Below are 20,830 nucleotides of genomic sequence, written 5' to 3'. Positions count from 1 at the left end.
CTTTTATGGGGTAAAGGCCACGAAAAATGGATGAGACTGTTCATCTAAGATATGTAAGATTCGTTCGCTGAAGTTCGACCACGTTACGCGTCGTAACACTTCTTCGAGCGGGAAAAAACCGACTGCTAAACTTTCACTGCTCGTCTGCGGTTGACCACCAATCGCTTTTGCAAGCCAACAGGTCGCACAGACATTCGCCTCGAGGTTTTGATAGATGCCGCAAAATTTCACGATTTCAATCTCAATTCCAGACTCTTCTTTGACTTCGCGAATGATACCGTCAGCTGCACTTTCCCCAGGCTCGACGATGCCACCCGGAAACTCCCAGCCGCGATCCGGTCCTTGGATCAAAAGAATCTCGTTTTGGTCATTCAAGACGACCGCTCCTGCTGATAACGAATAAATCGATGTCGGTAACATAGACTTCCTCCTGTGAAGAGAGGGACAACGTCTGTTGCCCCTCCGCCAAATATTAAGATGCATCTTTCAGTTCTTGATACGGTTGAACACGTGCTGCCAGTTGTGCTGGGATGAAGGCTGCAATGACACCGAACAGAATCGGTAGGGCGAGCGATACGCCAATCAACAACGGCTCATTCCAGGGAACAAGATCGTATAGAACGTAAATCGTCGAGTAGGCGACAATCAGTCCAATGACTCCGGAGATGAGACCGACGAGGAAGCCTTCAAGGACGATCAACTGTCGGATTGCGCCGTTCGTCCAGCCGAGTGCTTTTAGGACGGCGAGCGATGCCCTACGATCGGTGACGTTTTGCCACATAATCTCTCCTGTCGTCAAAATAGCGATCGTGATCGCAACACCCATCGTCACGTAATGCATTGGTCCGACTTGCAGGGCAACGAACTGACCGAGCCACGAAGTGTAAAGAACACCCTGTAAATGGAACGTCACGAACAGGAAGAACGTCAAGAGCGCCGTCGGTAAAGCAATCGAGAGGACCGACAAACTGTTCCGCTTCCATTTCCCAATCAGTTCCTTTAGTGCGAGTGTCGCGGTCGAACGAAGCTTCAGTCCGACACGAGCTGCTTTCGCGTATTCGCCGGTCTTGATCGCTTCGTATGGTGAGATGCGACGGATCGTCCACGCCGACCAAGTTGCGCCAGCGAGATAAATGACGAGACTGAACAGCGCGATCCAAAGGAGGCTCCAGCCGTTCATCGCTTCATTACGGACATATGAGAAGATCCCTTCGACAATTAAGGCAACCGTCGAGACGAATCCAGCGAGGATCGCTGCCTCAATCAAGACGATTTTATAAAGATCCTTCGTCCGCCAGCCGAGTGCGAGTAAAACAGCGAATTCTTTTCTGCGCGCGAGCATCGAGACATAACTCGTCGCGAGGACATAGACGATCGCGACGGCGAGCATTGCGAAGATGACACCGGAGAACCCGACGCTCGTCTCGCGGAAAATCGTCATCGCAGCACCGATATGAACCCATGGTTGTTCGATCCAACCGAGTGTCTTGCCTTGTTCGACGACTTTTGTGACGACGGGTTGTGGGGAAGAACCCTTAGTGATTGTAGCGATGAGGCTGGTATCTTTCTCAATGTTTGCTTTGATTTGTTGTAAGAGTTGATCGGACTCTTCGCTGAGTGTTTCGCCACCTTTAATTTTTAGGCGAATTGACGAGATCGATTTGTTGCCTCGATATTGCTGTGCGCTGTCTAAAGTCGTCAGCATATTCGGTGAGTTAGTCAGTAATCCGACCGGATCACCTGAAGTATTAATAGATCTAGCTGGATTGATTGGTTGTCCGTTTGTATCTAAAACTAGATCAGCAGAAGAAGGACGATATGTCTCCATCGGTAACTCATTAAGTGGATCTTTTGAAACACGAATTTTGTTAGGGTCATAAAGTCCGATGACATTCATCGAAAAGCCGGGAGAATAATAAACATCATTCCCGCTACCCATAGTATCCTTAATTTTTTTTTCTAACGAATGTGTCGAACGATATCCGATTTTAGGTAAAGCGTTTATATCCTTCAAATAAGGATTCGTGACTTTAATTTTTTGGCTTTCAACTTGATACGCATTTGACCAACGCGCGGCAAAAGGACTTTTTTCAGATTGGTATGATAGTGGTCCAGTCGTGATTTCGAGTTGTAAGTAATCAGCAATCGTTGCATCATCTAATCGTGATGATTGAATATTTTTTGTTGGAGTATTTGTTAATGAACTAAAAAATTTTTGTTCGACATCTTTTGAAGAAATCATAAATTTTTTGATTGTTTTACCTGGAATCTCATTCAGCATCTCAAACGCAGGTGTGAAATCCTTTGGAATCTTTGAATAAAATATATTTTGTTGTTTTTGTGTATCGAATGGAACATCTAGTCGTTCGATTGAATACTGAAAAGTCCCTTGATTGAATGAATTTGGATTTAATAGAATGGGAATCGTATTTGGATCTGCTTTTTCGATAGCTTTATCATTTTCAGTAAAATAGCGACTATTTCCTTTTGAAGGAATGATGCTACGATCAAGACCCACTAACTCGGCTTCAGCTTCAGGATCAATTGCCACCAGCAAGCTGAATGTTCGAGGATGGATGATTCGCGACGTAGACTTAGTTGGAAAGACTCCTGGCAAATTAGCAATACGTGCGTTTTTATTGCCATTGAAACTATAAATGGCTTCATCGCTAAGAATTTTTTCCCCAAAACCGTTCGGAGATGTCAGCGTCTCTCTTAAACGGTAAAAGCCAGGTTTATTGGGGAGGTCCCATTGTCCTGTGACACGTAATCCGAGTTTGACATAGCCCATCACGGCGACCGGAGCTGCAATTGCAATGTCGTTCATTTTTTTGATGGTTTCGTATTGTTTGAAGGAAATTCCTCCGTCGATCCCATTTAAATAGTTCGGTTCCAGTAAATCATTCGACTCACTTGCAAGCTGACTGCCTTTCGGTCGGACGACGATGTCGTACGCAGACGACCATTTCTTTTGTAATGTTTGTTCGACCGTTCCTTGACTGGAGTCGGTAAGATTGAACATCAAACTGAGTCCGGCACTGATGATGAGCGCACCGACGAGCGTCAGAATGAATTTCCCGCGCTGCCGACGCCATTGATTGATGACGAAGCGTAACATATGTAGTCTCCTTTGCTTGTTATTGGGAGAGCTGCGTCTTTAAATAACGCGCAAGATCTTGTTCGAAATGGTGAATCGCTTGTGCATCGAGTGCTTCTACTTCTGCTTGTGCAGCGTAGCGAGTGACGAAATAAGGTGAGAGTGGCGTCACCAGATGAATGCGCTCCGTCCAGTCTGTCAACGATTCGTGACTTCGTCGCTGAAGGGCACGTGGTAATCGTTGGTTAAAATCAAATAGCATCAGGCGTAATGATTCTTCAGGCGGAGTAAGCATCGATTGAAGGTTTGTTTGTTGGACATAACTTTCAGACGATGGTTGGACCCAATGTTTTGCTTCACTTTCAACTTCTCGTGACTGTGATGAACGTCGACGCCGACGACGAATCCGGTATGCTACGAAAGCAACGAGTACAAGTACAGCGGTGACGAAGAGAAGTTTATTGGAAGAAGACGAACTTTCTACAACATTCAAAATAGAAAATGAAGGAAGATCCTTTACTTTTCGATCGCGTGGTGTGCCTCCCGTATTTTTACTTTGTTCATCGGACTCACCAAAATCGATGCCGTCTTCTCTCTCATCAATTTTTTCATCGAAATTACAACTGTTTTTTGTGAAGAATAAATTGGATAAGTCGTTATGATTACATCCCCGCACGATCGTCGTCTCCTGTTCCGAGAAGTCCGCATTCTGAAACGCTTCATACGCGGACTGCGTCGATACCGATAGCAACAGAAAAACGACAAGTGAGCCGATGAAGCTCGTGATTAATTTGGCACGAAACGTGTGCAACGCGAGACACCTCCCTATAAACAGTACTTAGACACTTTGCACCGTGCGCTTCCGGCGATCTTCAACGATTCGTCCGTCCTGCATGAAGAGAATCCGGTCAGCACGTTCGGCGAGTTCTAGGTCGTGTGTGACAAATAAAACGCCACATTTAGCTTCACGATGCAGCTCTAGTAACAACTCGAAGATTGCGTCACCGGTCACGGAATCGAGATTACCGGTCGGCTCGTCCGCGAGAATCCATTGCGGATGATGAAGCAGGGCACGGGCGATCGCGACCCGTTGTTGTTGTCCACCGGATAATTGAGCCGGTAGAGCATTCCGTTTATCGTCGAGTCCAACCCGTTCGAGCAACTCGAGAATCCGCTCCTCTTGATTGAAGGAGGTCTTTTGCTTTAACAAGGCGACCTTTAAGTTCTCGGACACCGTCAGTGCCGGTAATAAGTGAAACTGCTGGAAGATGAAGCCGATCTCTTGCGAGCGGAATTGCGATAACCGTTTGTTCTTCCAAGACGTGATGTCCTGCCCGTCATAGAGGATCTGTCCGGACGTCGGGCGATCAAGCGAACCAAGGAGACTCAGGAACGTTGATTTTCCAGACCCGGATGGACCGACGAGTGCCGTCACCTCACTTTGCGAAAACTGACCGTTTAGTTGATGCAAGACGTCGGTCCGGACACCGCTTCGTTCGAATGTATGCGAAATATCTTGAAAGGTAATATCCATATGACCACTCCTTTTACATAATTTGGTTATATTCAGTGTATTATTTTTAGAAAATTTTGTCTATTGCGTTTTTATTTTTGACCCAACCACTTTTTTTACATTTGTTCATAGTTGGTTCATAACTTCTCCCTATGATCGGATTAACACCAATCAAGGGAGGCATTTAACATGAAACGAACACGCAAGAAATGGTTATGGATCAGTGGAGGGGTTATCCTTGTACTCCTGTTAATCGGTTCCACGCTCTTTTTAGGACGAGGAGAGGCACAAGGAACGAAGGAGGTCGTCGAGTCAAAGACATTAAAAACATTCTTCTACTTCTCGGGCACGCTTGAAGCAAAAGATCGACAGACGGTCATCAGTGATCGTGATGTCCGTGTCACCGATGTTCGATTTGAAGAAGGAGATACCGTTAAGTCGGGTCAAACGATCGTTAGCGTCGAAGGAGGAGAAGATTTCAAGGCACCTCGCTCCGGACAAATCGTTCGTCTTGACGTCACGGAAGGCGAAGTTTATGCCCCGAATACTGTCCTCTTCGTTGTTGCAGACAACAAAGCGTTGATCGCTCGTCTGAAAATTGATGAACAAGATATCGAACGGATTGAAGTTGAAGATACGATTGAACTACAGACGGATGCATCTAATAAAACCATCAACGGGAAGGTCGAATCGATTAGTCCGGAAGCTGTGACGGAAAATGGAAGTACGTATTTCAATGCAAAGGTATCGGTACCGAGCTCGTCAAACTGGTTACCCGGCATGACGGTCGAGGGACGTTTACCATATCAACTCGCACAAGATGTACCTGTTTTATCGCTCGATGTCATTTCGTATTCAAAGTCGGATCGTCCGTATGTATATGTGAAAAAAGACGGGGAAACGACTCGTCACTACATCGAGACGGGCGTGACGGACGGACAGGATATTGAAATCAAGGACGGATTGTCCGCCGGAGACGAAGTCTTCCTGCCGAGTGAGGACGGTGGTTCCGGTCTTCTTCCGACTCCACCAGGAGGTGCATCCTGATGACGGTCGTTGACTTGCATGAAATCCAAAAAGCTTATGGCGAAGGAACCAATCGTCACATCGTCCTCGATCGAGTATCGCTGACGATCGAGGCTGGTGAATATGTGACGATCCTCGGACCTTCGGGTTCAGGAAAATCAACACTGATGAATATCATCGGATGCCTCGATGTCGCTTCAAACGGCGTCTATCGTTTGCAGGAGCAGCTCGTCCACGATCTATCCGAGGATCAGCTAGCGACGATTCGCAACGAAGAAATTGGCTTCATCTTTCAACAATTCCAGTTGCTACCGCGCATGAGTGTCTTACAAAACGTCGAATTACCGCTCATCTATGCCGGCGTCTCGCGCAAAGAGCGCCGCGCGCGATCGCTTGAGCTCCTGGAACGTGTCGGATTGACAGATAAAGCCGATGCCTTACCAAGTCAATTGTCCGGTGGTCAACAACAACGGGTTGCGATTGCCCGGGCGCTCGTGACGCGACCGACGATTTTACTCGCTGATGAGCCGACCGGAGCGCTCGATCAAAAGACAGGGAAACAAATCATGGAGTTGTTCGAGAGCCTCTCAGAGGAAGGGAAGACGATCATCATGATCACACACGATGTCAATATTGCTAAGCAAGCCCGCCGGATCATCCGGATCGAAGATGGTCAGGTGACGGAGGTGACGACATGATTCGCGAAACGTTACGGATGGCATGGTCGAATATCTGGCATCATAAGATGCGGTCGTTTTTGACGACGCTTGGTGTCATCATCGGTGTCGCATCGATCATCGCCTTGATTTCAATCGTCAACGGCGCAACGGCCTCAATCAATGAAGAGGTCGCCTCGTTCGGTGCCAATAAATTAACGGTCCAAACGACAGAGACGCCGTTGAAAGAAGGATTATCACCTGCACAACTGGAAGAGTTAAACACGATTAAAGGAACACGCGGTGTCTCACCGACCGTCTCGACGGTTCGGAACATCCGTGTCGAAAATCATTCACTCGACCAAGTGACGATCGAAGGGCGAAATCACATCTATTACCGGGAATCTGAAGATGTCCCGCAAGGACGCGGCATCGTCATCAGTGATGTAAAACAACAGACGCATGTCGCCGTCGTCAGTCCATCCGTCGCCCGAACACTCTATCCGGGTCAGGTCGCGATCGGTAAGACGATCAAGCTTGATGGACTCGATTACCGGATCGTCGGTATCAGCGACGCGGATAGCGACCAAATCGTCATTCCCTATACGACGGCCTTGCGGACGCTTGGAGTGACAGCCGTTAAGCAAGTGGATATCTTCAAGACGGACGCAGCTGACGTCGCGACCGTCAAACGGGATGTCACGGCAAAGCTGTACCAGTTCTATAACGGACGCGACGATACGTATGACATCGTCAGCTTGGATGAAGCCCTCGATTCGATTGACCAAATCAATACGATGCTCTCGCTCTTGTTGACAGGTATTGCGTCGATTTCCTTGATCGTCGGCGGGATCGGCATCATGAACATGATGCTCGTCTCGGTCACGGAACGAACGACGGAGATTGGCTTACGAAAAGCACTCGGTGCGAAACCACGTACGATCCGCCTTCAGTTCCTCTTGGAATCGATTCTACTGTCCTTGATGGGTGGAGTGATGGGGATTCTTGTCGGAGCGATGCTCGCATTTGGCGTCAGTCTGATGATCAGTACACCGTTCACACTCTCCGTGAGCACGATTCTGCTTGCCGCCGGATTCTCGATCGGTGTCGGCGTCTTGTTCGGTTACATGCCAGCGCGAAAGGCATCTCGTTTGAATCCGATCGAAGCCTTACGAAATGTTTAAGTGAAGGAGGAGGACGATGGTAACGATTTTGATTGCCGAAGATGACCGGAATGTCCGTCTACTATTAGGCGAGACACTCCGGTCCGCCGGCTTTACGGTGATTGAATCGAGAGACGGGAAAGACGCACTCGACCAACTCGATCAACAACACGTCGATCTCGTCGTGACGGATGTGATGATGCCACACGTTTCAGGGATCGAACTAGTTGAATTGCTGCGTGAATCCGGGTACGAACAACCTGTCTTGATGTTGACGGTGCTGGATTCCTTTCAGGATAAGGAAGCCGGGTTCACGACCGGTGCCGATGATTATATGGTCAAGCCGGTTGATTTGGACGAACTGTTACTGCGGATCCGAGCGCTGTTACGCCGGTCAAAGATCGTAGCAGCGCAAGAATTAATCGTCGGCGCCCTGCAACTACGAATGACGGACGCAACGGTCGTAACGCCTCATGGTGAGATACCGTTACCACAAAAGGAGTTTCAACTGCTCTATCGCTTGCTCGCACATCCGAAGCAGATTTTTACGCGTCAGCAATTGATGGACGAGATTTGGGGATATGATGCCGAGAGCGACATTCGGACGGTCGATGTCCACATCAAGCGGTTGCGTGACAAGTTCAGCGCCTATGATGATTTTACGATCGAGACGGTCTGGGGACTCGGTTATAAGGGAGTGATCCAGTGAAACGCTTCGTCCGCTCGATCTCTGGTCGCTTTTTCGTCATCCTCTTCGGTTTATTGTTACTACCACTGCTATTACCGTTCATCATGACGGTCTGGTTCCAGTTCCAAGAAGTCGATCAAGACCTAAATAATCAATTGCAACAACGAACGGATCAGATTGAACGATTGATGCAAGACCAAAGCCTGTCGTTCGCTGAGGCGAGTCAGTATATGGATCAGTCTTTAATTCAAACGACACAATACACGTCGCTCAATCAAGTACAATCATTATCGTCGTCAGAACGTGACCAGTTACAGCAAAAGGGTGAAATCACGATCGATGGAACGTGGCTCGAACCGTCGCAATACATTCGCCAAACGGAGACAGGATATCTCGTCTCGACACCGATTGCCGGACAACGCATCCTTGACGGATTACGAACGTCAGCTGGAATCGGTATCGTCATCACGATCGGCGTCGCCTTCATCCTGACCTGGCTTGCCGTCACGCTCGTGACACGACGGATTCGTAGCATCAGTGAAGCGGCGATTGAAGTGACGAACGGGAACTATGATGTCTCGATCAAGGAAGGTGGAAATGATGAGGTCGCGCTCCTCGTTGAAAACTTCAACCACATGACTGAAGCACTGCGACGAAACGACCATCTCGCAAAGGATCTCGTCGCTTCGATCTCGCATGAGCTGAAGACACCGATTGCTTCGATTCAAGGATTTTCTAGGTTGTTACTGACAGAAGAAAACTCGGATAAACGGCAGCAGTACTTGACGATCATGGAGCAAGAGAGCACCCGTCTATCACGCTTGACGTCGAATCTCGTCCGCTTGTCGCGACTTGATCATCAGACGATCATCGAGCGGAAACGGTATCGCCTTGATGAACAACTTCGGACATGTCTTTTACTACTGGAACAGCAGTGGACGGAGAAATCACTTCGACTGAAGCTTGATTTACCAGAAATGTCCGTCGAGTGGGAAGAGGAACTGATGCAGCACGTCTGGCTGAATCTGCTTGAGAACGCGATTCGGTTTTCGCCAGGGTCGGGAGTGTTAGAAGTGACCTTAAGTGAAGGAGAGAACATTCGTGTCACGATCCGCGATGAAGGACCGGGAATCGCAGAACAGGATTTACCGTACGTGTTTGATCGCTTTTATCAGGGCGAACAATCACGAGCGAATGAAGGACATGGTCTTGGATTATCGATCGTTAAACGAATCATTGATTTACATGACGGTGAGTTGACGATTAGGAATCAGTCGGAGCAAGGCGCAATCGTGACCGTTACGTTAACGGCGCACGAGACGCGTTAATGATGACAGACGAAAAGGAGCGCGGACTTACACGAGACTCTCGTGAAATTCCGCGCTTTATTGCTTTTTTTGATTGTAGTCGTGAAGGTCTTTGATTTCATGTTATGGACTACTTTTTTTTGATGGACTGCTTCTTATAGAAGTGAATAATGACTATCACGAATGCTAAAAGTGTTAAAAAGCCAAATGAATTAAAAAACGCTTCTGCAATCGATTGTTGTGTCGTTAAAATACGTGCAACGAAAATAATGATAGAACTTGCGAATAAAATGACAATGATTCTTTTCAATGGATGGTTTGTAAAAATTAAACCAAGTATAAAGATGATTGAAAAGATACCTATTATTTGAATCATCATCACATATCCCTCTTAGCTACCATAATTTTTGTGTTTGATTCTTTCGTTATGACTTTTAGATTTTGTAATTGACTTTCCAGTACTGTTCGCGCTAAAGGTTCACCTTGTGCTTGAGCACGCTCAAAGGCATAATCACTAAAGATTTTAGCACCGTCCTTGAGCCAGTTCGCACGATACAAGTCGTGTGCTTCACTTATTGATAAGAAGATACCATCCTTGATTTCGACATCATCGTCTACTCCGAACTGAAAGCCGCAACAAAAACAAATTTCGAACGAGGCGTCACCATTTTCATAATAAGCAACGTCGTCCATTCGGTTATATCCACAGACGGGACATGTGTATTTCATGAAAACACCTCATTGCTCAAGAATCTTTTGATACTTGTATCCTTTTAAGATATCTGTTTGATTCGTGTAGGTCCAGTCAGCAATGGACTGATCTGGATGCAACTCAAAATAATGATTGAGGATATCACGCCCTAACATGTAGTTACTCCAGCGAGGAATCTCTTTTTGTTCGTTACCTACAACGAAGTCGAGTTGTGATACTTCATGGCTGTTGACGAGATGCACGACATGTTTCTTTGTTGCTTCATCCATATCAACATTCCAAGGAATGGAAACGTCTTTGACGATTCGCTCGGCAAAGGCATCAGCCTTTCCTTCGACAATGACGGAATTAAGAGTCGTATTTAAAGTAAAATCGGGTGTATCCATGAGGACTAAGTGATGATATTCATGTGCCGTCGTATATGCTAAGACGTCTTGATCGTAGTTTGGATCCAGGTAGAGAACGAATGCGTCTTTATAGGCGGCTCCTGTAACACCTTTCATCGGCTGGATATCGAAAGAGGATTCAGGATTAATGGGAGCGATAAAAATGGTACTTTTCTTTTTGGGAAGGATCTTATGTGAAGCGATGTAATTTTTTTGGATAATTTTTTTAATGTTGTCCTGCTGTTTCATCAAGTTCTCGACTTTATCGAGTAGCTCTTGTTCGTATACGGTTGATTGCAACATCTGGAAACCTTTCAAGTCGCCTGTCGCGAACTCCTCCTTTTCCCCGACTTTGTCGATATAGTTCAAGACATACTTCGCATAATTCTTTTTATCTATTTCAGGATCATTGTTTTTTAAAGACGCTTGTAGATATTTTTTGTACGGTTCATAGAGAAAAACAATGTTCAATTTACTTTCGTCATCAATTTTTATAGATTCGGATTGTATTTTTTCACTCTTTGACATCAGTTGAGTAGTAGGCTGTGATGTCTTTTGCTCTTCTGTACAAGCGGATAAAAGCAGAAAGGGAGCAGTTAAAAAAAATATCAGTAATTTTTTCAAGATACGTTCATCCCCCTCTTTTTTAGGGTGTAACAACATCTGCTGTTCAATTAATCCTCTTTCGCCATATGATCAATGATGATTGGATCACTGTAGGATAAAATGTAAAAATCCTGTTCATGTGTCCTGATGGCAAATAAGTGCAAGTCTCCCCGTTCCGTATAAATTTCCTTCGTTTTCATATACTTCGCAGCGAACTCTCCCAAGATCGATTCTTTTGACTTCACGACTGGATAAGGATTCTGGAGTCTGTCGTCGATGATGCCATGCTCTTGCAACGTTCCTAGGAAAACGGCGTACTTTTCGAAACGCATCAAAAAGTAATCGCGCGAAGGATCGTCAATCAAAAGCTTGAATGTTTCGTCAGCGCCATAAAAATAGAAATCAATCGCGTAATGGTCGTTCGCCTTTAACGACATCGTATCCAGTTCGAGATCATATTCTTCAGTCGTCAGTAAAAAATCGAGATCAATAATCTTCAAAAAAATCACTCCTTTGTGATGATCGATGTCGTCGAACATTATGTTATCGAAGATTTATCGATGAACCACTTCTCCCCATGTTCCGCGATGAAACGGTATTCCGCGCGGTAATGTGTATCGTGACCCTCTTCTTTCATCTTGATGAAGGCAGCATCACCGTTCGCAGCTCTTTGATCAATCAACAGATAGAGGGCTTCGACGCGTAACAATAACATGGATAGGAGTTCAGAACGCGGTCCTTCATAGCCATACGCATCAAGGAACCGACTCACTCGCTTGGCGAAACGTGTGTCATCTTGCTCTGGTGAATAAGCAAGAACGGATCCGTCAGGTGCTTGTCGTCTGCTGCTAAGCGGAACGAACGTATAGAGAGCATAGACGATATCCCAAGCACGTGGACCGGGTGCTGCGAGGTCAAAGTCAATCACGCCACTCAGTTTTTGATCCTGAAAAATCGTATTGTAGACGGCAAAATCGTTGTGGCAGATGACTTCGTGTGGAGTCGGGGTATTGAGCAACGGTGCCCAGTCCGGTGAGACGTCGAAGTCGACTGTCGCGTCATGATACTGGCACATCAGACGTGCGACATCGTCCAATACGTCGTCATGCCACATGTATGCTTTTAGCGGATAATCGGCCGTTTCACCAGGGAGGAAGGTCAGGATTTCTCGATTTTGTTCGTCGATGCCGACGAAACGCGGAACACCGGATAGGCGTTTCGCTTCTAAGTGGCATAATAACCGTTGGACGTTGTTGCTGTTCTCTTTTTGTGAGCGATAGACATGCTCACCTTTTTGATAGACAGCGGAGACATTTCCGCCTGTCAATCGTTGTTCTTCAGACATGAGTGTTCCTTCTTTCTTTATGTAATCGGTTACATATCGGTTGGTCTTTTTGCATTCGTTGATGAAGAAGCGGGTGCTTTATGCACGATTGTCATGTTCTTCAATCAGTCGACACCGCATCGAAGAGAGCGTCAAGCGTCGGATTCGTGACATGATCGAGGAATGTGTCAACGTCTTCCGTCGAACGAAGACGAACGATTTTGTCCGCTTCACCTGTAACTGGCGACTCGATTCGTTGCCGCTGATAGATGTCGTAGTACGACGAGTCGCCACGAATCTCTCGTCCATCGCGTTTGGAGTGAGTCAGTCGATTTAAAAAAGTGGCTTCGGGTAAATCGAACCAGACGAGGATCGAGCGGAACGTCGATCGGGAGAATGGATCTAATAATTGTTTCCGACCAATCCGCGTGGTGTTGGCGTTACATAAGATGATCGTCTCGACGGAAGACGTGATTGCCTGTTCGATCAACCATCCCGTCAAGTCATGTTTGATCTGATTCGGTCCTTCTGTTGGAACGAGGTCCGGATAATGTTCGAGCAAAAAGCGTGCTTGAAGATCCTGATCGATGACAAGGCTTGCCGGTAGACGTTGAGCAAGCTGTCGTGCGAACGTCGTTTTCCCGGCATGGGTCGGTCCGATCGTCAACAGGACGGTCCTCATGACGTCAGTTGTTCTTCCGGTAAGCGATCAGCGAGAATCTGCGCGAGCCAATCTTCTTTCGTTCCGAAGCAAGAGGTCGTCTGTCCGATATGATAAAACGTACTGGCCAATGGTCCGGTGAAGTAGGTCGCATCCGGCATACATAAGTAAATCGGGCGATTTGTCGCGAGCGCAATCCCGAGTTCGACGTGACTACTTTTTCCTGCTGGTAACACGAGGACGAAGGCGTCCGCTTGTTGTACGGCTTCGAATTCAGCAAGACCAATCTTTCGTAATGCTTCAGGATCCTCTGCCCGATCATTCATCGTCCAGTCGTATGTTACATCGTGTCCACGCAAGCGGAGTTCATCGCGGAGCCAGCGGACGGTCAACGTGTGATCAAAGCGAGAAGCGATATAAAGGTTCATGTATGGATTCCTTTCTCAAGTAAAAGTAGTTCGATGGCCTGAACGAGCGCGTAGGCTCCGTCAGACGTATTCGATAAGACGGTGACGATCGTTTCCGATTGTGGATAATAGGCGGAATGAAAGCTGACACCCGGGTCGTAGCCCATGATGTGCCACTTCTCGTGCGAGGCATCGAGTCGTTTCAGCCAGACGCCGTAACCATAAGACGCAACATCGTTGACTTTGACGTGGGGATGAAACAGTTGCGTGGTCATCGATTCGGACAGCAACTGATGCGTCAGAAGGCTTCGCCAGAAACGTTCCATGTCTGATGCTGTGAGGAAGGCGCCGCCATCAGGTCCGCCAATGATTGGTAACGCATAGTGATTCGTTCGCCACGTTCCGTCTTCATTCTCGATGTGACCGATGGCTGTATCTGCCGGTAGCGAATCGAGTCGGAAGTAACCAGACTGTGTCATTTGCGCCCGAGCGAATAATTCGTTCGTCACGTAATCCGCGAAGGGTTGTTTCGTCAATTGTTCGATCACGAGACCGAGCAGGATGTATCCCGCATTGTTGTAATGAAAACGTTCGCCTGCAATGAACAGTCTTTTTTGACCTTTAAACAACGGTAAAAAATCGATGGGACGACGCAAACAGTACATCGGGAAATCTTGAAAGACCTCCTCGAAGTCGGTCATCGTCGCTTCATCAAAATAATCACCGATGCCTGACGTATGGGTTAACAGATGATGTATGGTCACACCGTCTAGATCGATTCCTATGTCCGGTAGAATCGGCGCGACGCGTTCGTCGAGTGTAACCTTTCCTTCCTCGACTAACCGTAAGATAGCGACCGCCGTGAAGAGTTTCGCACCTGAGGCAATTCCGAATCGTGTCGTTTCTGTATTCGATGCGCGGTAGCCTCGATGTGCGAATCCGTTAGCATGGCTAAAGATTTGTTCACCTTGCTGGTGGATGGAGACTGCCCCTTCGAGATGCGTAAGCTCCGGTAAAGCAATGAGTTTCTTGTACACGTTCATCACCCTCTCTGCTTCCCATCCTATCGAATTCATTCATGCAAGAAAAGGGAATTATAATAAAAATTTGAAAAAAATGAAACTTTTTAAACGTGTTGCGTATCTAATAGGGGAGTGATTGCCAAAAAGGAGGATGCCGATGTGTTTCGAAAGTCAGGTACAGCATTATCCGACGCTGCTTTTGAAGCAGCTTTATTCGCAGAAGAAGACTATTTGTACCGTATTTCCTTCATTTATCTGAAAGAGGAGGCGGCAGCGCTTGAGAACGTCCAAGAGGTCGCGTACCGGGCATGGCGTGGGCGAAAGAGTTTACGGGATGCTTCGTATTTTAAGACGTGGTTGACGCGCATCACGATGAATTGCGCTTTCCAGCAACATCGAGCGTCGTTTCAGCCGCTCGCGATCGAACCGAGTCAAACGACTTCGTTTGAAGAGCGTCTCGTCGATCGCTTGTACTTGGACGATTTACTGGATGTCCTCGAGCCGACCGAGCGATCAATCGTCTACTTCCGGTATGAAGAAGATTTGTCATTGCAAGAGATTGCGCAAGCATTCAATGTGCCACTGAGTACGATCAAAAGCACGTTGTACCGCGCACTCGAGAAAGTACGACGACAGAAGGGGATGAGTCTATGAATCACGAGCCAAAAATCTTGATCGATGTACCGTCATCTGTCAGGCAACGGACAATCCAAGGTATCCGCAAAGCGAAACGGCGCCGGCGCTCGGTACAAGCTGTTTGCCTTGCTGCAGGTCTGACGATCATCGGCTTTAGTTCCTTGCATGAGACCGTTCCCGAACAATCATCGCAATCGATGAGGGTCGGCATGTATTATGATGAACAGTTTTACAAAGTATCAAAAGAGATGACGAATTTAGACTGGCAACAGCTGAAAGGGAAGCGACTCGGCGTCACGGATGATGTCTTGACCGATACGCAACTGGAACAGGACACATCTGATTTTGCGTCGAACCTCGATGCGTTTACCGTCTATCAAATCAAGGATGATCCGGTATCTGAGCACGTGCTGGTCGTTGGTCAGGAAGAGGGAAGAGAACGGGTGATGATTCTGTCACCAGAACAGTAGAAGGGGGAAAGGGAGATGAACATCCGGTCTTGGACAACAGACGATCTACCGCAATTGGTCGGTTTGATGACGCAGCTCGGGTATCCGGCAAGCGAGAATGTGTTACGCGAACGGTTTACACGGGTCACCCGTCATCCGGATTATGAATTGCTTGTGTTAGAAGACGACGATATGCTTCTCGGCTGCGTCGGTCTGTTTCAGGCGCAAGCGTTTGAGCACGATACGACCTATGTCCGAATCGTCGCGTTCGTCGTCAACGCGAAATATCGTCGGCAGGGAATCGGACGCCGCTTGATCCGAGCAGCGGAAGACTGGGCGCACGCAAGAGGAGCAACTGCCGTCTTGCTGAACAGTGGTAATCGACCGGAACGCGAAGCAGCCCATCACTTTTATCAATCGATGGGCTACAGCGTGACGAGCACGAGTTATTCGAAATCACTCGCTTCATCGTGATTTACGGAAACCATGGAAAGCACGAAATCCTTGTTGTTCATAAAAAGAAGCAGCTTGACGGGTTGCCAGGAGATCGATCCGCGTCGGATAGGTAAGTTGCAAGTGATCGAGTAACTGTTGTCCGTACCCACGCTTGCGTGCGTTTCGGCTGACGAGGAGCTCACAGACGAACGTCGTCACTGAACCGTCCGTTAAAGCGCGGACATAGGCAAGGATTTCTCCGTCAGACTCAAGGACGAAAGCGGCATTTGCATTCATCCACGCGTTGCGAGTCCGCTCTTGATCAGCGACGAGATCCTGCCATCCTTCTAATGCGTTCAATCGATGAATCTGCTCAAAATCGTCAGGCTGGAAACGGCGAATCTGTTCCGTCATGGCTGGTTCTCCTTTCGTATCAGGTCTTGGAGTGGAGCAGGTAACTGGCACCAGTCCGAAAATTGCGTGTCGGTCAATGGAACATCGCCTGTGCGCTTCCAAATCGCCTGCATGCCGAGGGCGCGCGCCGGTAAGATGTCGTGGTCGTAATTGTCGCCGACATAAAGGACTTCGTCCGGGCGAACACCTAAACGGTCCGTTAAGCGCAAGAAAAATGCCGGATCCGGTTTACGGACGCCTTCTTGTTCCGAAATCCCGATCTGCGTAAAAGAGGGAGACAGTCCGATTGCGTCACAGACAGCACGTTGAAACGTCGTCCGACCGTTCGACAGTAAGCCGATGGGTAGCTCAGGCGGTAATTGCGCAAAAAAGGCGTCGACTCCCGGAAAGCTCCGTGCGAAGATCGGATAACGCGTCACGTAGTCGTGTAGCAGTACTTCAACAGAAAGCGACAACTGGAAGCGACGAATCATTTCCGTATAGACGACGTCCTTCCAGACGCGTCCTTCTTGATCAAGCGCCAAGAACGTCGTGATGTAGTCGTCGATCGGAACATGCGCAACTTCACGAAAACGTTGATGCTGATCCCGAAGGAAATAGGGAAGAGAACCGGACCGGTCATGTAACGTCTCGTCTAAATCAAACAATAGGGCACGAATCAAGGTAAACACCATCTTTCAAAGTTTAGAGGAGTGATTATAATGGAACGAATTATGCAACATCAGGGAAAACAAGTGACGTATTATGACGACGGTTCGACAGGTCGACCGTTGTTACTCCTCCCCTCGCTCGGTGGGACGTATCAGGACTGGGCGGACATTCTGACGAAACTGACACCGGACTACCGGGTCGTCAGCTTTCATCCGCACGAATGGTCGGAGGATTACATCGACGGGACGACCGGCATCTTACGGCAAATCAATCAGTTTCTTAACGCGACGAATATTGCGACTCCGGTCACACTCGTCGGTCATTCCTACGGTGGTCTTGTTGCGCAAGCTTTTGCTCTACATCATCCAGAACGTGTCGCCGGTCTCGTTCTCGTGGATGCGACGTCCGTTGATTTAGCAGAACTCGATCAGCTGGATACACCGATGCTCGACCGGGAAGGGGATGACGCCGTCTGGATCGATCGGTTCGAAGAACTATCAAAAGCAACTGATTTACGTGACCGTTTCCCGGACGGGGATGACCGCACGGATTGGAACCCGGCGTATTACCGGTCGATGCATGCGATCATCTCGCAGTGGAAAGCTGATGCGAAAGATCTTCAACCACGCATGCGCGATCTCGGTGTTCCGTTGACCGTTCTTGGACGGGACAAAGCGCAGTCGATCGAAACGATGAGCGCTGCTGGTTTTCCAAAAGACGAACTGGAGCGGATGGAAGGAAAATGGCAGGAATTGATTCAGCGACAGGCGAATCTATCCGATCAGGCGAACGTGACGTTCGTTCCGGGAACATCACACCTGATGCATCGCGATCGTCCGGACGTCATCGTAGACGCGATATTGACACTACATCAATTTAAGGAGTTTACCGTATGACACGTATGTATGTACTACATGGTTTAATGGGAACGGCAGCAACACACTTTGCACCACAGCTATCCGCTTTAGCGGATGATTTTACGTTCATTCCGATTGATCTGCCTGGTCACGGAATGACGACGGGACCGGCAACGGAAGATTACTTATCACAAGCAACACGTGCCATCCGCGAACGGATGGCACAGGAAGGTCCAGGATGGATTCTCGGGTTGTCGCTTGGCGCAACGCTTGCGATGCAACTGGCACTCGATCCACCGGACGAACTCGAAGGGGTATGTATCACGGGTTTTTCACCATTCATTCCTAAAGCGATGGAGCCGCTGATGCGCAAGCAACGAGAGTTCTTCCTCGACCTCGAACAACAAGCACCGGAAATTGCCGACCAGTTCGAACAGTTGCATGGTCCTGCCTGGAAAACGACGGCGCGGGCAGTCCTTGATTTGATGACATTCCGTTTCCCGGCACTGACGGAAACGATGCTGCGGTCGATCACCTTACCGGTCGTCATCCTAAACGGAACGAATGAAACATACGAAGTCGACGCAACCGCGTTCGTTGCGGAACATGTGCCAAACGTCATCGTTTTACCAGTCGAGGGAGCCGGGCATACGGCGAATCTCGATCAACCGGAACGCTTCAACGCCTTATTGCTTCAAGCGCATCAATCCATGCTGACGACTTAAGCGATCATTCATCTTTTCTTGATACATCTGCTCATCTGCCTCATGCAGGACGTCGTCGACACGGCGTCCTGTTGTCGTATGAACGGCGCCGATTGCGAGTCCGATTTCGTGTGTCGCGAACGTCGAGCGAACGTGTTCGACGAATCCCTCGAACAGCTCAATCGACGGACTCTCGTCGATCAAGACGAATTCATCACCACCGATCCGGTAGCCATGGTCTGTCAAGCGGCGGATGCAAAGTCCTGTTTGTTCAAGCAAGGCATCACCGACCGCGTGACCGAACCGGTCGTTGAGCTCTTTTAGTTCATTCAAGTCAAGCAGAATCACCCCATACGCCGTCTTCTCTTGATCGAGTGTGTGGACAGCCTCGTTGAAGGCATGGCGATTCCCTAGACCAGTCAAGGCATCGATCCGGTATTGATCGAGCAATGCCTGTTGTGATTTCAACTGTTCGTCAATGTTACGGATCACCCCTTGGATGGCAACGATCTGCCCATTTTCGCAAATGGGTGTCGCATATTCTTCGAACCAGACGTACGTTCCGTCATTCGTCCGCCAGCGTTGCCGAAACGGCTGATCGTAGTCACAGTCGCCCGAAATCTTCGACATCAAGACTTCGATGTCTTCCGGATGAATCCGCGCGAAACACTCGTCCGGATCCATGTAGCTGGCTGCTGCCACGCCTTTCCCCATATGGTCATCGAGGGAAGGACTGATATAACGAAACCGATATTCCGGCTGCACTTCGAACACGTAGAAGATATCTTTACACAATGCGATTGTATCCGGCTGTTGCTGGCGGAATAACCGGAAACTGATCAACATGATAAGACCACCTACAATCAATCCCAATACAAATATGACGTCCACCTCCTCTATTCATCGACCATCATATCATAATTGGGTTTTATTACCTATAATTTACAAAAAACACTCTACTTCAATCGTAGAGTGTTTTTTGATTAGTCTAGCTCAATGCAGACACGAAATCCTCGGCTCGCATAATAGGAATCCGCTCCGTTGTGATAGATGAATGTCGTCTCATAACGACGATCTCCGAATAAGGCGCCACCTTTTTGACGGATCACGTCCGGCGTCTTAAGCCAGCTGGACGTTTTTTCGTCAAACGAAAACTGCGTCTGTAGTTCTTGATACTGTTCTGGTGTTAAGAGGTGCACCTCTAGCGTCTCAATCATCGACTCGACACTTGCTGCGGACGCATTTTTCTTTCGACCAAGTCGAGCGGATTCGTCCAAACAGACACTTCGACGACCAGCTGGACTCTCTTTGGCAGTGTCGACGATGACGAGTCGTCCAGCAAGGGTTACGACATTCGGCTCGCCGCCTGTTTGTTCCATCCAAGCGAGGGCTGTTCGTTTGGATGACGTCAGGCGAGACTCGACCTCGTCATACGAAAGACCATCGTGGTAATTAGTAGTAGATTCAAAGCGATCACGAAATGTCGTGAGTTGTTCCTCCATCGGTAAAACCTCACTTTCCTAGTTCCTTTTTTCCATTATTCAATGAATATGTTTCCAGTGCAATCGTTTAGTGACTGAATAAGTCAATCTGAAGACAATTGACAAATGAAATCGGACTGCCTACACTAATTGTACATATCCGGTTTCTGTTGCGATCGCGCGTACAGGAACGACATTTAGGAGAGGAGCCCAACCGTATGCGCTGGATCAGTTATGCGGCTGTTGTGACGATTCTTTCGTTCTTAGCGTTCACAGCATATTCGTTCTTGACGACGATCGACTTTGAGATCGTCTATCAGTTCGGAACGTTTGCGATGACGTTATCCTATTTTATCTTTGGTTTACCGATGTTATGGATCGTCCGCCATTATCCATTGACCCTTCGTTTACTCATCTACGTGACGACGAGTAGTGTCGTCCTGTTTCTTTTCATTGGTTTGTATGAAGCATGGCATGATGCATCGCTGTCTCCGCTACCACCAACCGGAAGCATGATTCAGTTCACGGCTCTTGCTTGTCTATTATTCGTTTTACCGTATGAGATCGTCTATCGTAAAAATTTCGTTTCCATTCAACCACGTGTTTCTTGACAGTATTCTTGTTCCTCAAGAGTG

At 47.9% G+C, this 20,830-nt stretch carries 26 protein-coding genes; 11 read left to right on the top strand and 15 right to left on the bottom strand.

Features of this window, described 5'->3' with window-relative positions; genetic code table 11:
* Nucleotides 1–3 precede the first annotated feature (3 nt).
* Genes ASF99_RS07490 through ASF99_RS07475 form a run of 4 tightly spaced genes read right to left on the bottom strand, consistent with a single transcriptional unit; the run spans nucleotide 4 to nucleotide 4,631 of the window.
* Complete coding sequence (locus tag ASF99_RS07490; protein ID WP_055968256.1) at nucleotides 4–420, bottom strand: NUDIX hydrolase; 417 nt, start codon at nucleotides 418–420, stop codon at nucleotides 4–6.
* 52 nt (nucleotides 421–472) lie between these two features.
* Nucleotides 473–3,118 (bottom strand): ABC transporter permease, encoded by a 2,646-nt coding sequence (locus ASF99_RS07485; protein ID WP_055968254.1) that lies wholly within the window; start codon nucleotides 3,116–3,118, stop codon nucleotides 473–475.
* A gap of 19 nt (nucleotides 3,119–3,137) precedes the next feature.
* Nucleotides 3,138–3,908 carry a hypothetical protein gene (locus ASF99_RS07480; RefSeq protein WP_055968253.1) on the bottom strand — a complete coding sequence of 257 codons (771 nt, stop codon included), beginning with the start codon at nucleotides 3,906–3,908 and terminating at the stop codon, nucleotides 3,138–3,140.
* A 27-nt stretch (nucleotides 3,909–3,935) separates the two neighbouring features.
* Nucleotides 3,936–4,631, bottom strand: coding sequence for an ABC transporter ATP-binding protein (locus tag ASF99_RS07475; protein ID WP_023468400.1), 696 nt, complete (start codon nucleotides 4,629–4,631; stop codon nucleotides 3,936–3,938).
* A gap of 168 nt (nucleotides 4,632–4,799) precedes the next feature.
* Between ASF99_RS07475 and ASF99_RS07470 the strand changes: the two genes are divergently transcribed.
* Genes ASF99_RS07470 through ASF99_RS07450 form a run of 5 tightly spaced genes read left to right on the top strand, consistent with a single transcriptional unit; the run spans nucleotide 4,800 to nucleotide 9,471 of the window.
* Nucleotides 4,800–5,657 (top strand): efflux RND transporter periplasmic adaptor subunit, encoded by an 858-nt coding sequence (locus ASF99_RS07470; RefSeq protein ID WP_055968251.1) that lies wholly within the window; start codon nucleotides 4,800–4,802, stop codon nucleotides 5,655–5,657.
* Entirely contained in the window at nucleotides 5,657–6,334 is a 678-nt protein-coding gene (locus ASF99_RS07465; RefSeq protein WP_055968249.1) for an ABC transporter ATP-binding protein, read from the top strand. The genes ASF99_RS07470 and ASF99_RS07465 overlap by 1 nt, the downstream gene beginning before the upstream one ends.
* Nucleotides 6,331–7,476, top strand: a complete 1,146-nt coding sequence (locus ASF99_RS07460) for an ABC transporter permease (RefSeq protein WP_055968247.1) — start codon at nucleotides 6,331–6,333, stop codon at nucleotides 7,474–7,476. The genes ASF99_RS07465 and ASF99_RS07460 overlap by 4 nt, the downstream gene beginning before the upstream one ends.
* A 16-nt stretch (nucleotides 7,477–7,492) precedes the next feature.
* Nucleotides 7,493–8,164: a response regulator transcription factor gene (locus ASF99_RS07455; protein WP_055968246.1), complete on the top strand. Its 672-nt coding sequence runs from the start codon at nucleotides 7,493–7,495 to the stop codon at nucleotides 8,162–8,164.
* On the top strand, nucleotides 8,161–9,471 hold the full coding sequence (locus tag ASF99_RS07450; protein WP_055968244.1) for a HAMP domain-containing sensor histidine kinase: 1,311 nt from the start codon (nucleotides 8,161–8,163) through the stop codon (nucleotides 9,469–9,471). The genes ASF99_RS07455 and ASF99_RS07450 overlap by 4 nt, the downstream gene beginning before the upstream one ends.
* A gap of 357 nt (nucleotides 9,472–9,828) precedes the next feature.
* Here the strand turns inward: ASF99_RS07450 and ASF99_RS07440 are convergent, their stop codons facing one another.
* The 7 genes from ASF99_RS07440 to ASF99_RS07410 all read right to left on the bottom strand — a co-directional run bounded on the left by ASF99_RS07440 (nucleotide 9,829) and on the right by ASF99_RS07410 (nucleotide 14,589).
* Nucleotides 9,829–10,179, bottom strand: a complete 351-nt coding sequence (locus ASF99_RS07440; protein ID WP_055968238.1) for a hypothetical protein — start codon at nucleotides 10,177–10,179, stop codon at nucleotides 9,829–9,831.
* A gap of 9 nt (nucleotides 10,180–10,188) precedes the next feature.
* Nucleotides 10,189–11,172: a DUF2268 domain-containing protein gene (locus ASF99_RS07435; RefSeq protein ID WP_055969487.1), complete on the bottom strand. Its 984-nt coding sequence runs from the start codon at nucleotides 11,170–11,172 to the stop codon at nucleotides 10,189–10,191.
* Between the two features lie 50 nt (nucleotides 11,173–11,222).
* Nucleotides 11,223–11,654: a hypothetical protein gene (locus ASF99_RS07430; RefSeq protein ID WP_156357197.1), complete on the bottom strand. Its 432-nt coding sequence runs from the start codon at nucleotides 11,652–11,654 to the stop codon at nucleotides 11,223–11,225.
* Nucleotides 11,655–11,692: 38 nt separating this feature from the next.
* Nucleotides 11,693–12,499 carry a phosphotransferase gene (locus ASF99_RS07425; RefSeq protein ID WP_055968234.1) on the bottom strand — a complete coding sequence of 269 codons (807 nt, stop codon included), beginning with the start codon at nucleotides 12,497–12,499 and terminating at the stop codon, nucleotides 11,693–11,695.
* A 100-nt stretch (nucleotides 12,500–12,599) separates the two neighbouring features.
* Complete coding sequence (locus ASF99_RS07420; RefSeq protein WP_023468388.1) at nucleotides 12,600–13,160, bottom strand: AAA family ATPase; 561 nt, start codon at nucleotides 13,158–13,160, stop codon at nucleotides 12,600–12,602.
* Nucleotides 13,157–13,567: a hypothetical protein gene (locus ASF99_RS07415; RefSeq protein ID WP_023468387.1), complete on the bottom strand. Its 411-nt coding sequence runs from the start codon at nucleotides 13,565–13,567 to the stop codon at nucleotides 13,157–13,159. The genes ASF99_RS07420 and ASF99_RS07415 overlap by 4 nt, the downstream gene beginning before the upstream one ends.
* Nucleotides 13,564–14,589 carry a serine hydrolase domain-containing protein gene (locus tag ASF99_RS07410; protein WP_156357196.1) on the bottom strand — a complete coding sequence of 342 codons (1,026 nt, stop codon included), beginning with the start codon at nucleotides 14,587–14,589 and terminating at the stop codon, nucleotides 13,564–13,566. The genes ASF99_RS07415 and ASF99_RS07410 overlap by 4 nt, the downstream gene beginning before the upstream one ends.
* 138 nt (nucleotides 14,590–14,727) lie before the next feature.
* Between ASF99_RS07410 and ASF99_RS07405 the strand changes: the two genes are divergently transcribed.
* The 3 genes from ASF99_RS07405 to ASF99_RS07395 are packed head-to-tail and all read left to right on the top strand — an operon-like array spanning nucleotide 14,728 to nucleotide 16,127.
* Complete coding sequence (locus tag ASF99_RS07405; protein ID WP_055968230.1) at nucleotides 14,728–15,222, top strand: sigma-70 family RNA polymerase sigma factor; 495 nt, start codon at nucleotides 14,728–14,730, stop codon at nucleotides 15,220–15,222.
* Nucleotides 15,219–15,674 carry a hypothetical protein gene (locus ASF99_RS07400; RefSeq protein ID WP_023468384.1) on the top strand — a complete coding sequence of 152 codons (456 nt, stop codon included), beginning with the start codon at nucleotides 15,219–15,221 and terminating at the stop codon, nucleotides 15,672–15,674. The genes ASF99_RS07405 and ASF99_RS07400 overlap by 4 nt, the downstream gene beginning before the upstream one ends.
* A gap of 15 nt (nucleotides 15,675–15,689) precedes the next feature.
* A complete protein-coding gene (locus ASF99_RS07395) occupies nucleotides 15,690–16,127 on the top strand; it encodes a GNAT family N-acetyltransferase (protein WP_023468383.1) in 438 nt (145 codons plus the stop codon).
* Here the strand turns inward: ASF99_RS07395 and ASF99_RS07390 are convergent.
* Together ASF99_RS07390 and ASF99_RS07385 are read right to left on the bottom strand one after the other, a co-directional pair.
* The gene (locus ASF99_RS07390) at nucleotides 16,119–16,502 is read right to left on the bottom strand and encodes a GNAT family N-acetyltransferase (protein WP_023468382.1); all 384 of its coding nucleotides are present in this window, start codon (nucleotides 16,500–16,502) and stop codon (nucleotides 16,119–16,121) included. The two genes, ASF99_RS07395 and ASF99_RS07390, sit on opposite strands and share 9 nt — an antisense overlap.
* Nucleotides 16,499–17,164 carry an HAD family hydrolase gene (locus tag ASF99_RS07385; protein WP_052017117.1) on the bottom strand — a complete coding sequence of 222 codons (666 nt, stop codon included), beginning with the start codon at nucleotides 17,162–17,164 and terminating at the stop codon, nucleotides 16,499–16,501. The genes ASF99_RS07390 and ASF99_RS07385 overlap by 4 nt, the downstream gene beginning before the upstream one ends.
* A 39-nt stretch (nucleotides 17,165–17,203) precedes the next feature.
* On the opposite strand from ASF99_RS07385, the gene ASF99_RS07380 reads away from it, so the two are divergent.
* Complete coding sequence (locus ASF99_RS07380; RefSeq protein WP_055968227.1) at nucleotides 17,204–18,049, top strand: alpha/beta fold hydrolase; 846 nt, start codon at nucleotides 17,204–17,206, stop codon at nucleotides 18,047–18,049.
* Nucleotides 18,046–18,735: an alpha/beta fold hydrolase gene (locus ASF99_RS07375; RefSeq protein WP_055968224.1), complete on the top strand. Its 690-nt coding sequence runs from the start codon at nucleotides 18,046–18,048 to the stop codon at nucleotides 18,733–18,735. Before ASF99_RS07380 ends, ASF99_RS07375 begins: the two co-directional genes overlap by 4 nt.
* Here ASF99_RS07375 and ASF99_RS07370 read toward each other — a convergent pair.
* A complete protein-coding gene (locus tag ASF99_RS07370) occupies nucleotides 18,697–19,560 on the bottom strand; it encodes a sensor domain-containing diguanylate cyclase (RefSeq protein ID WP_023468378.1) in 864 nt (287 codons plus the stop codon). The two genes, ASF99_RS07375 and ASF99_RS07370, sit on opposite strands and share 39 nt — an antisense overlap.
* 137 nt (nucleotides 19,561–19,697) lie before the next feature.
* Nucleotides 19,698–20,216 carry a DUF4256 domain-containing protein gene (locus ASF99_RS07365; protein WP_055968221.1) on the bottom strand — a complete coding sequence of 173 codons (519 nt, stop codon included), beginning with the start codon at nucleotides 20,214–20,216 and terminating at the stop codon, nucleotides 19,698–19,700.
* A 197-nt stretch (nucleotides 20,217–20,413) separates the two neighbouring features.
* Here ASF99_RS07365 and ASF99_RS07360 point away from each other — a divergent pair, with 197 nt between their 5' ends.
* Complete coding sequence (locus tag ASF99_RS07360) at nucleotides 20,414–20,806, top strand: hypothetical protein (RefSeq protein WP_023468377.1); 393 nt, start codon at nucleotides 20,414–20,416, stop codon at nucleotides 20,804–20,806.
* Nucleotides 20,807–20,830 lie beyond the last annotated feature (24 nt).

Source organism: Exiguobacterium sp. Leaf187 (assembly GCF_001423925.1).
Classification (GTDB): domain Bacteria; phylum Bacillota; class Bacilli; order Exiguobacteriales; family Exiguobacteriaceae; genus Exiguobacterium_A; species Exiguobacterium_A indicum.
The sequence above is the reverse complement of the archived record's forward strand: the minus strand, read 5'-3'. Positions and strand labels throughout refer to the sequence as shown.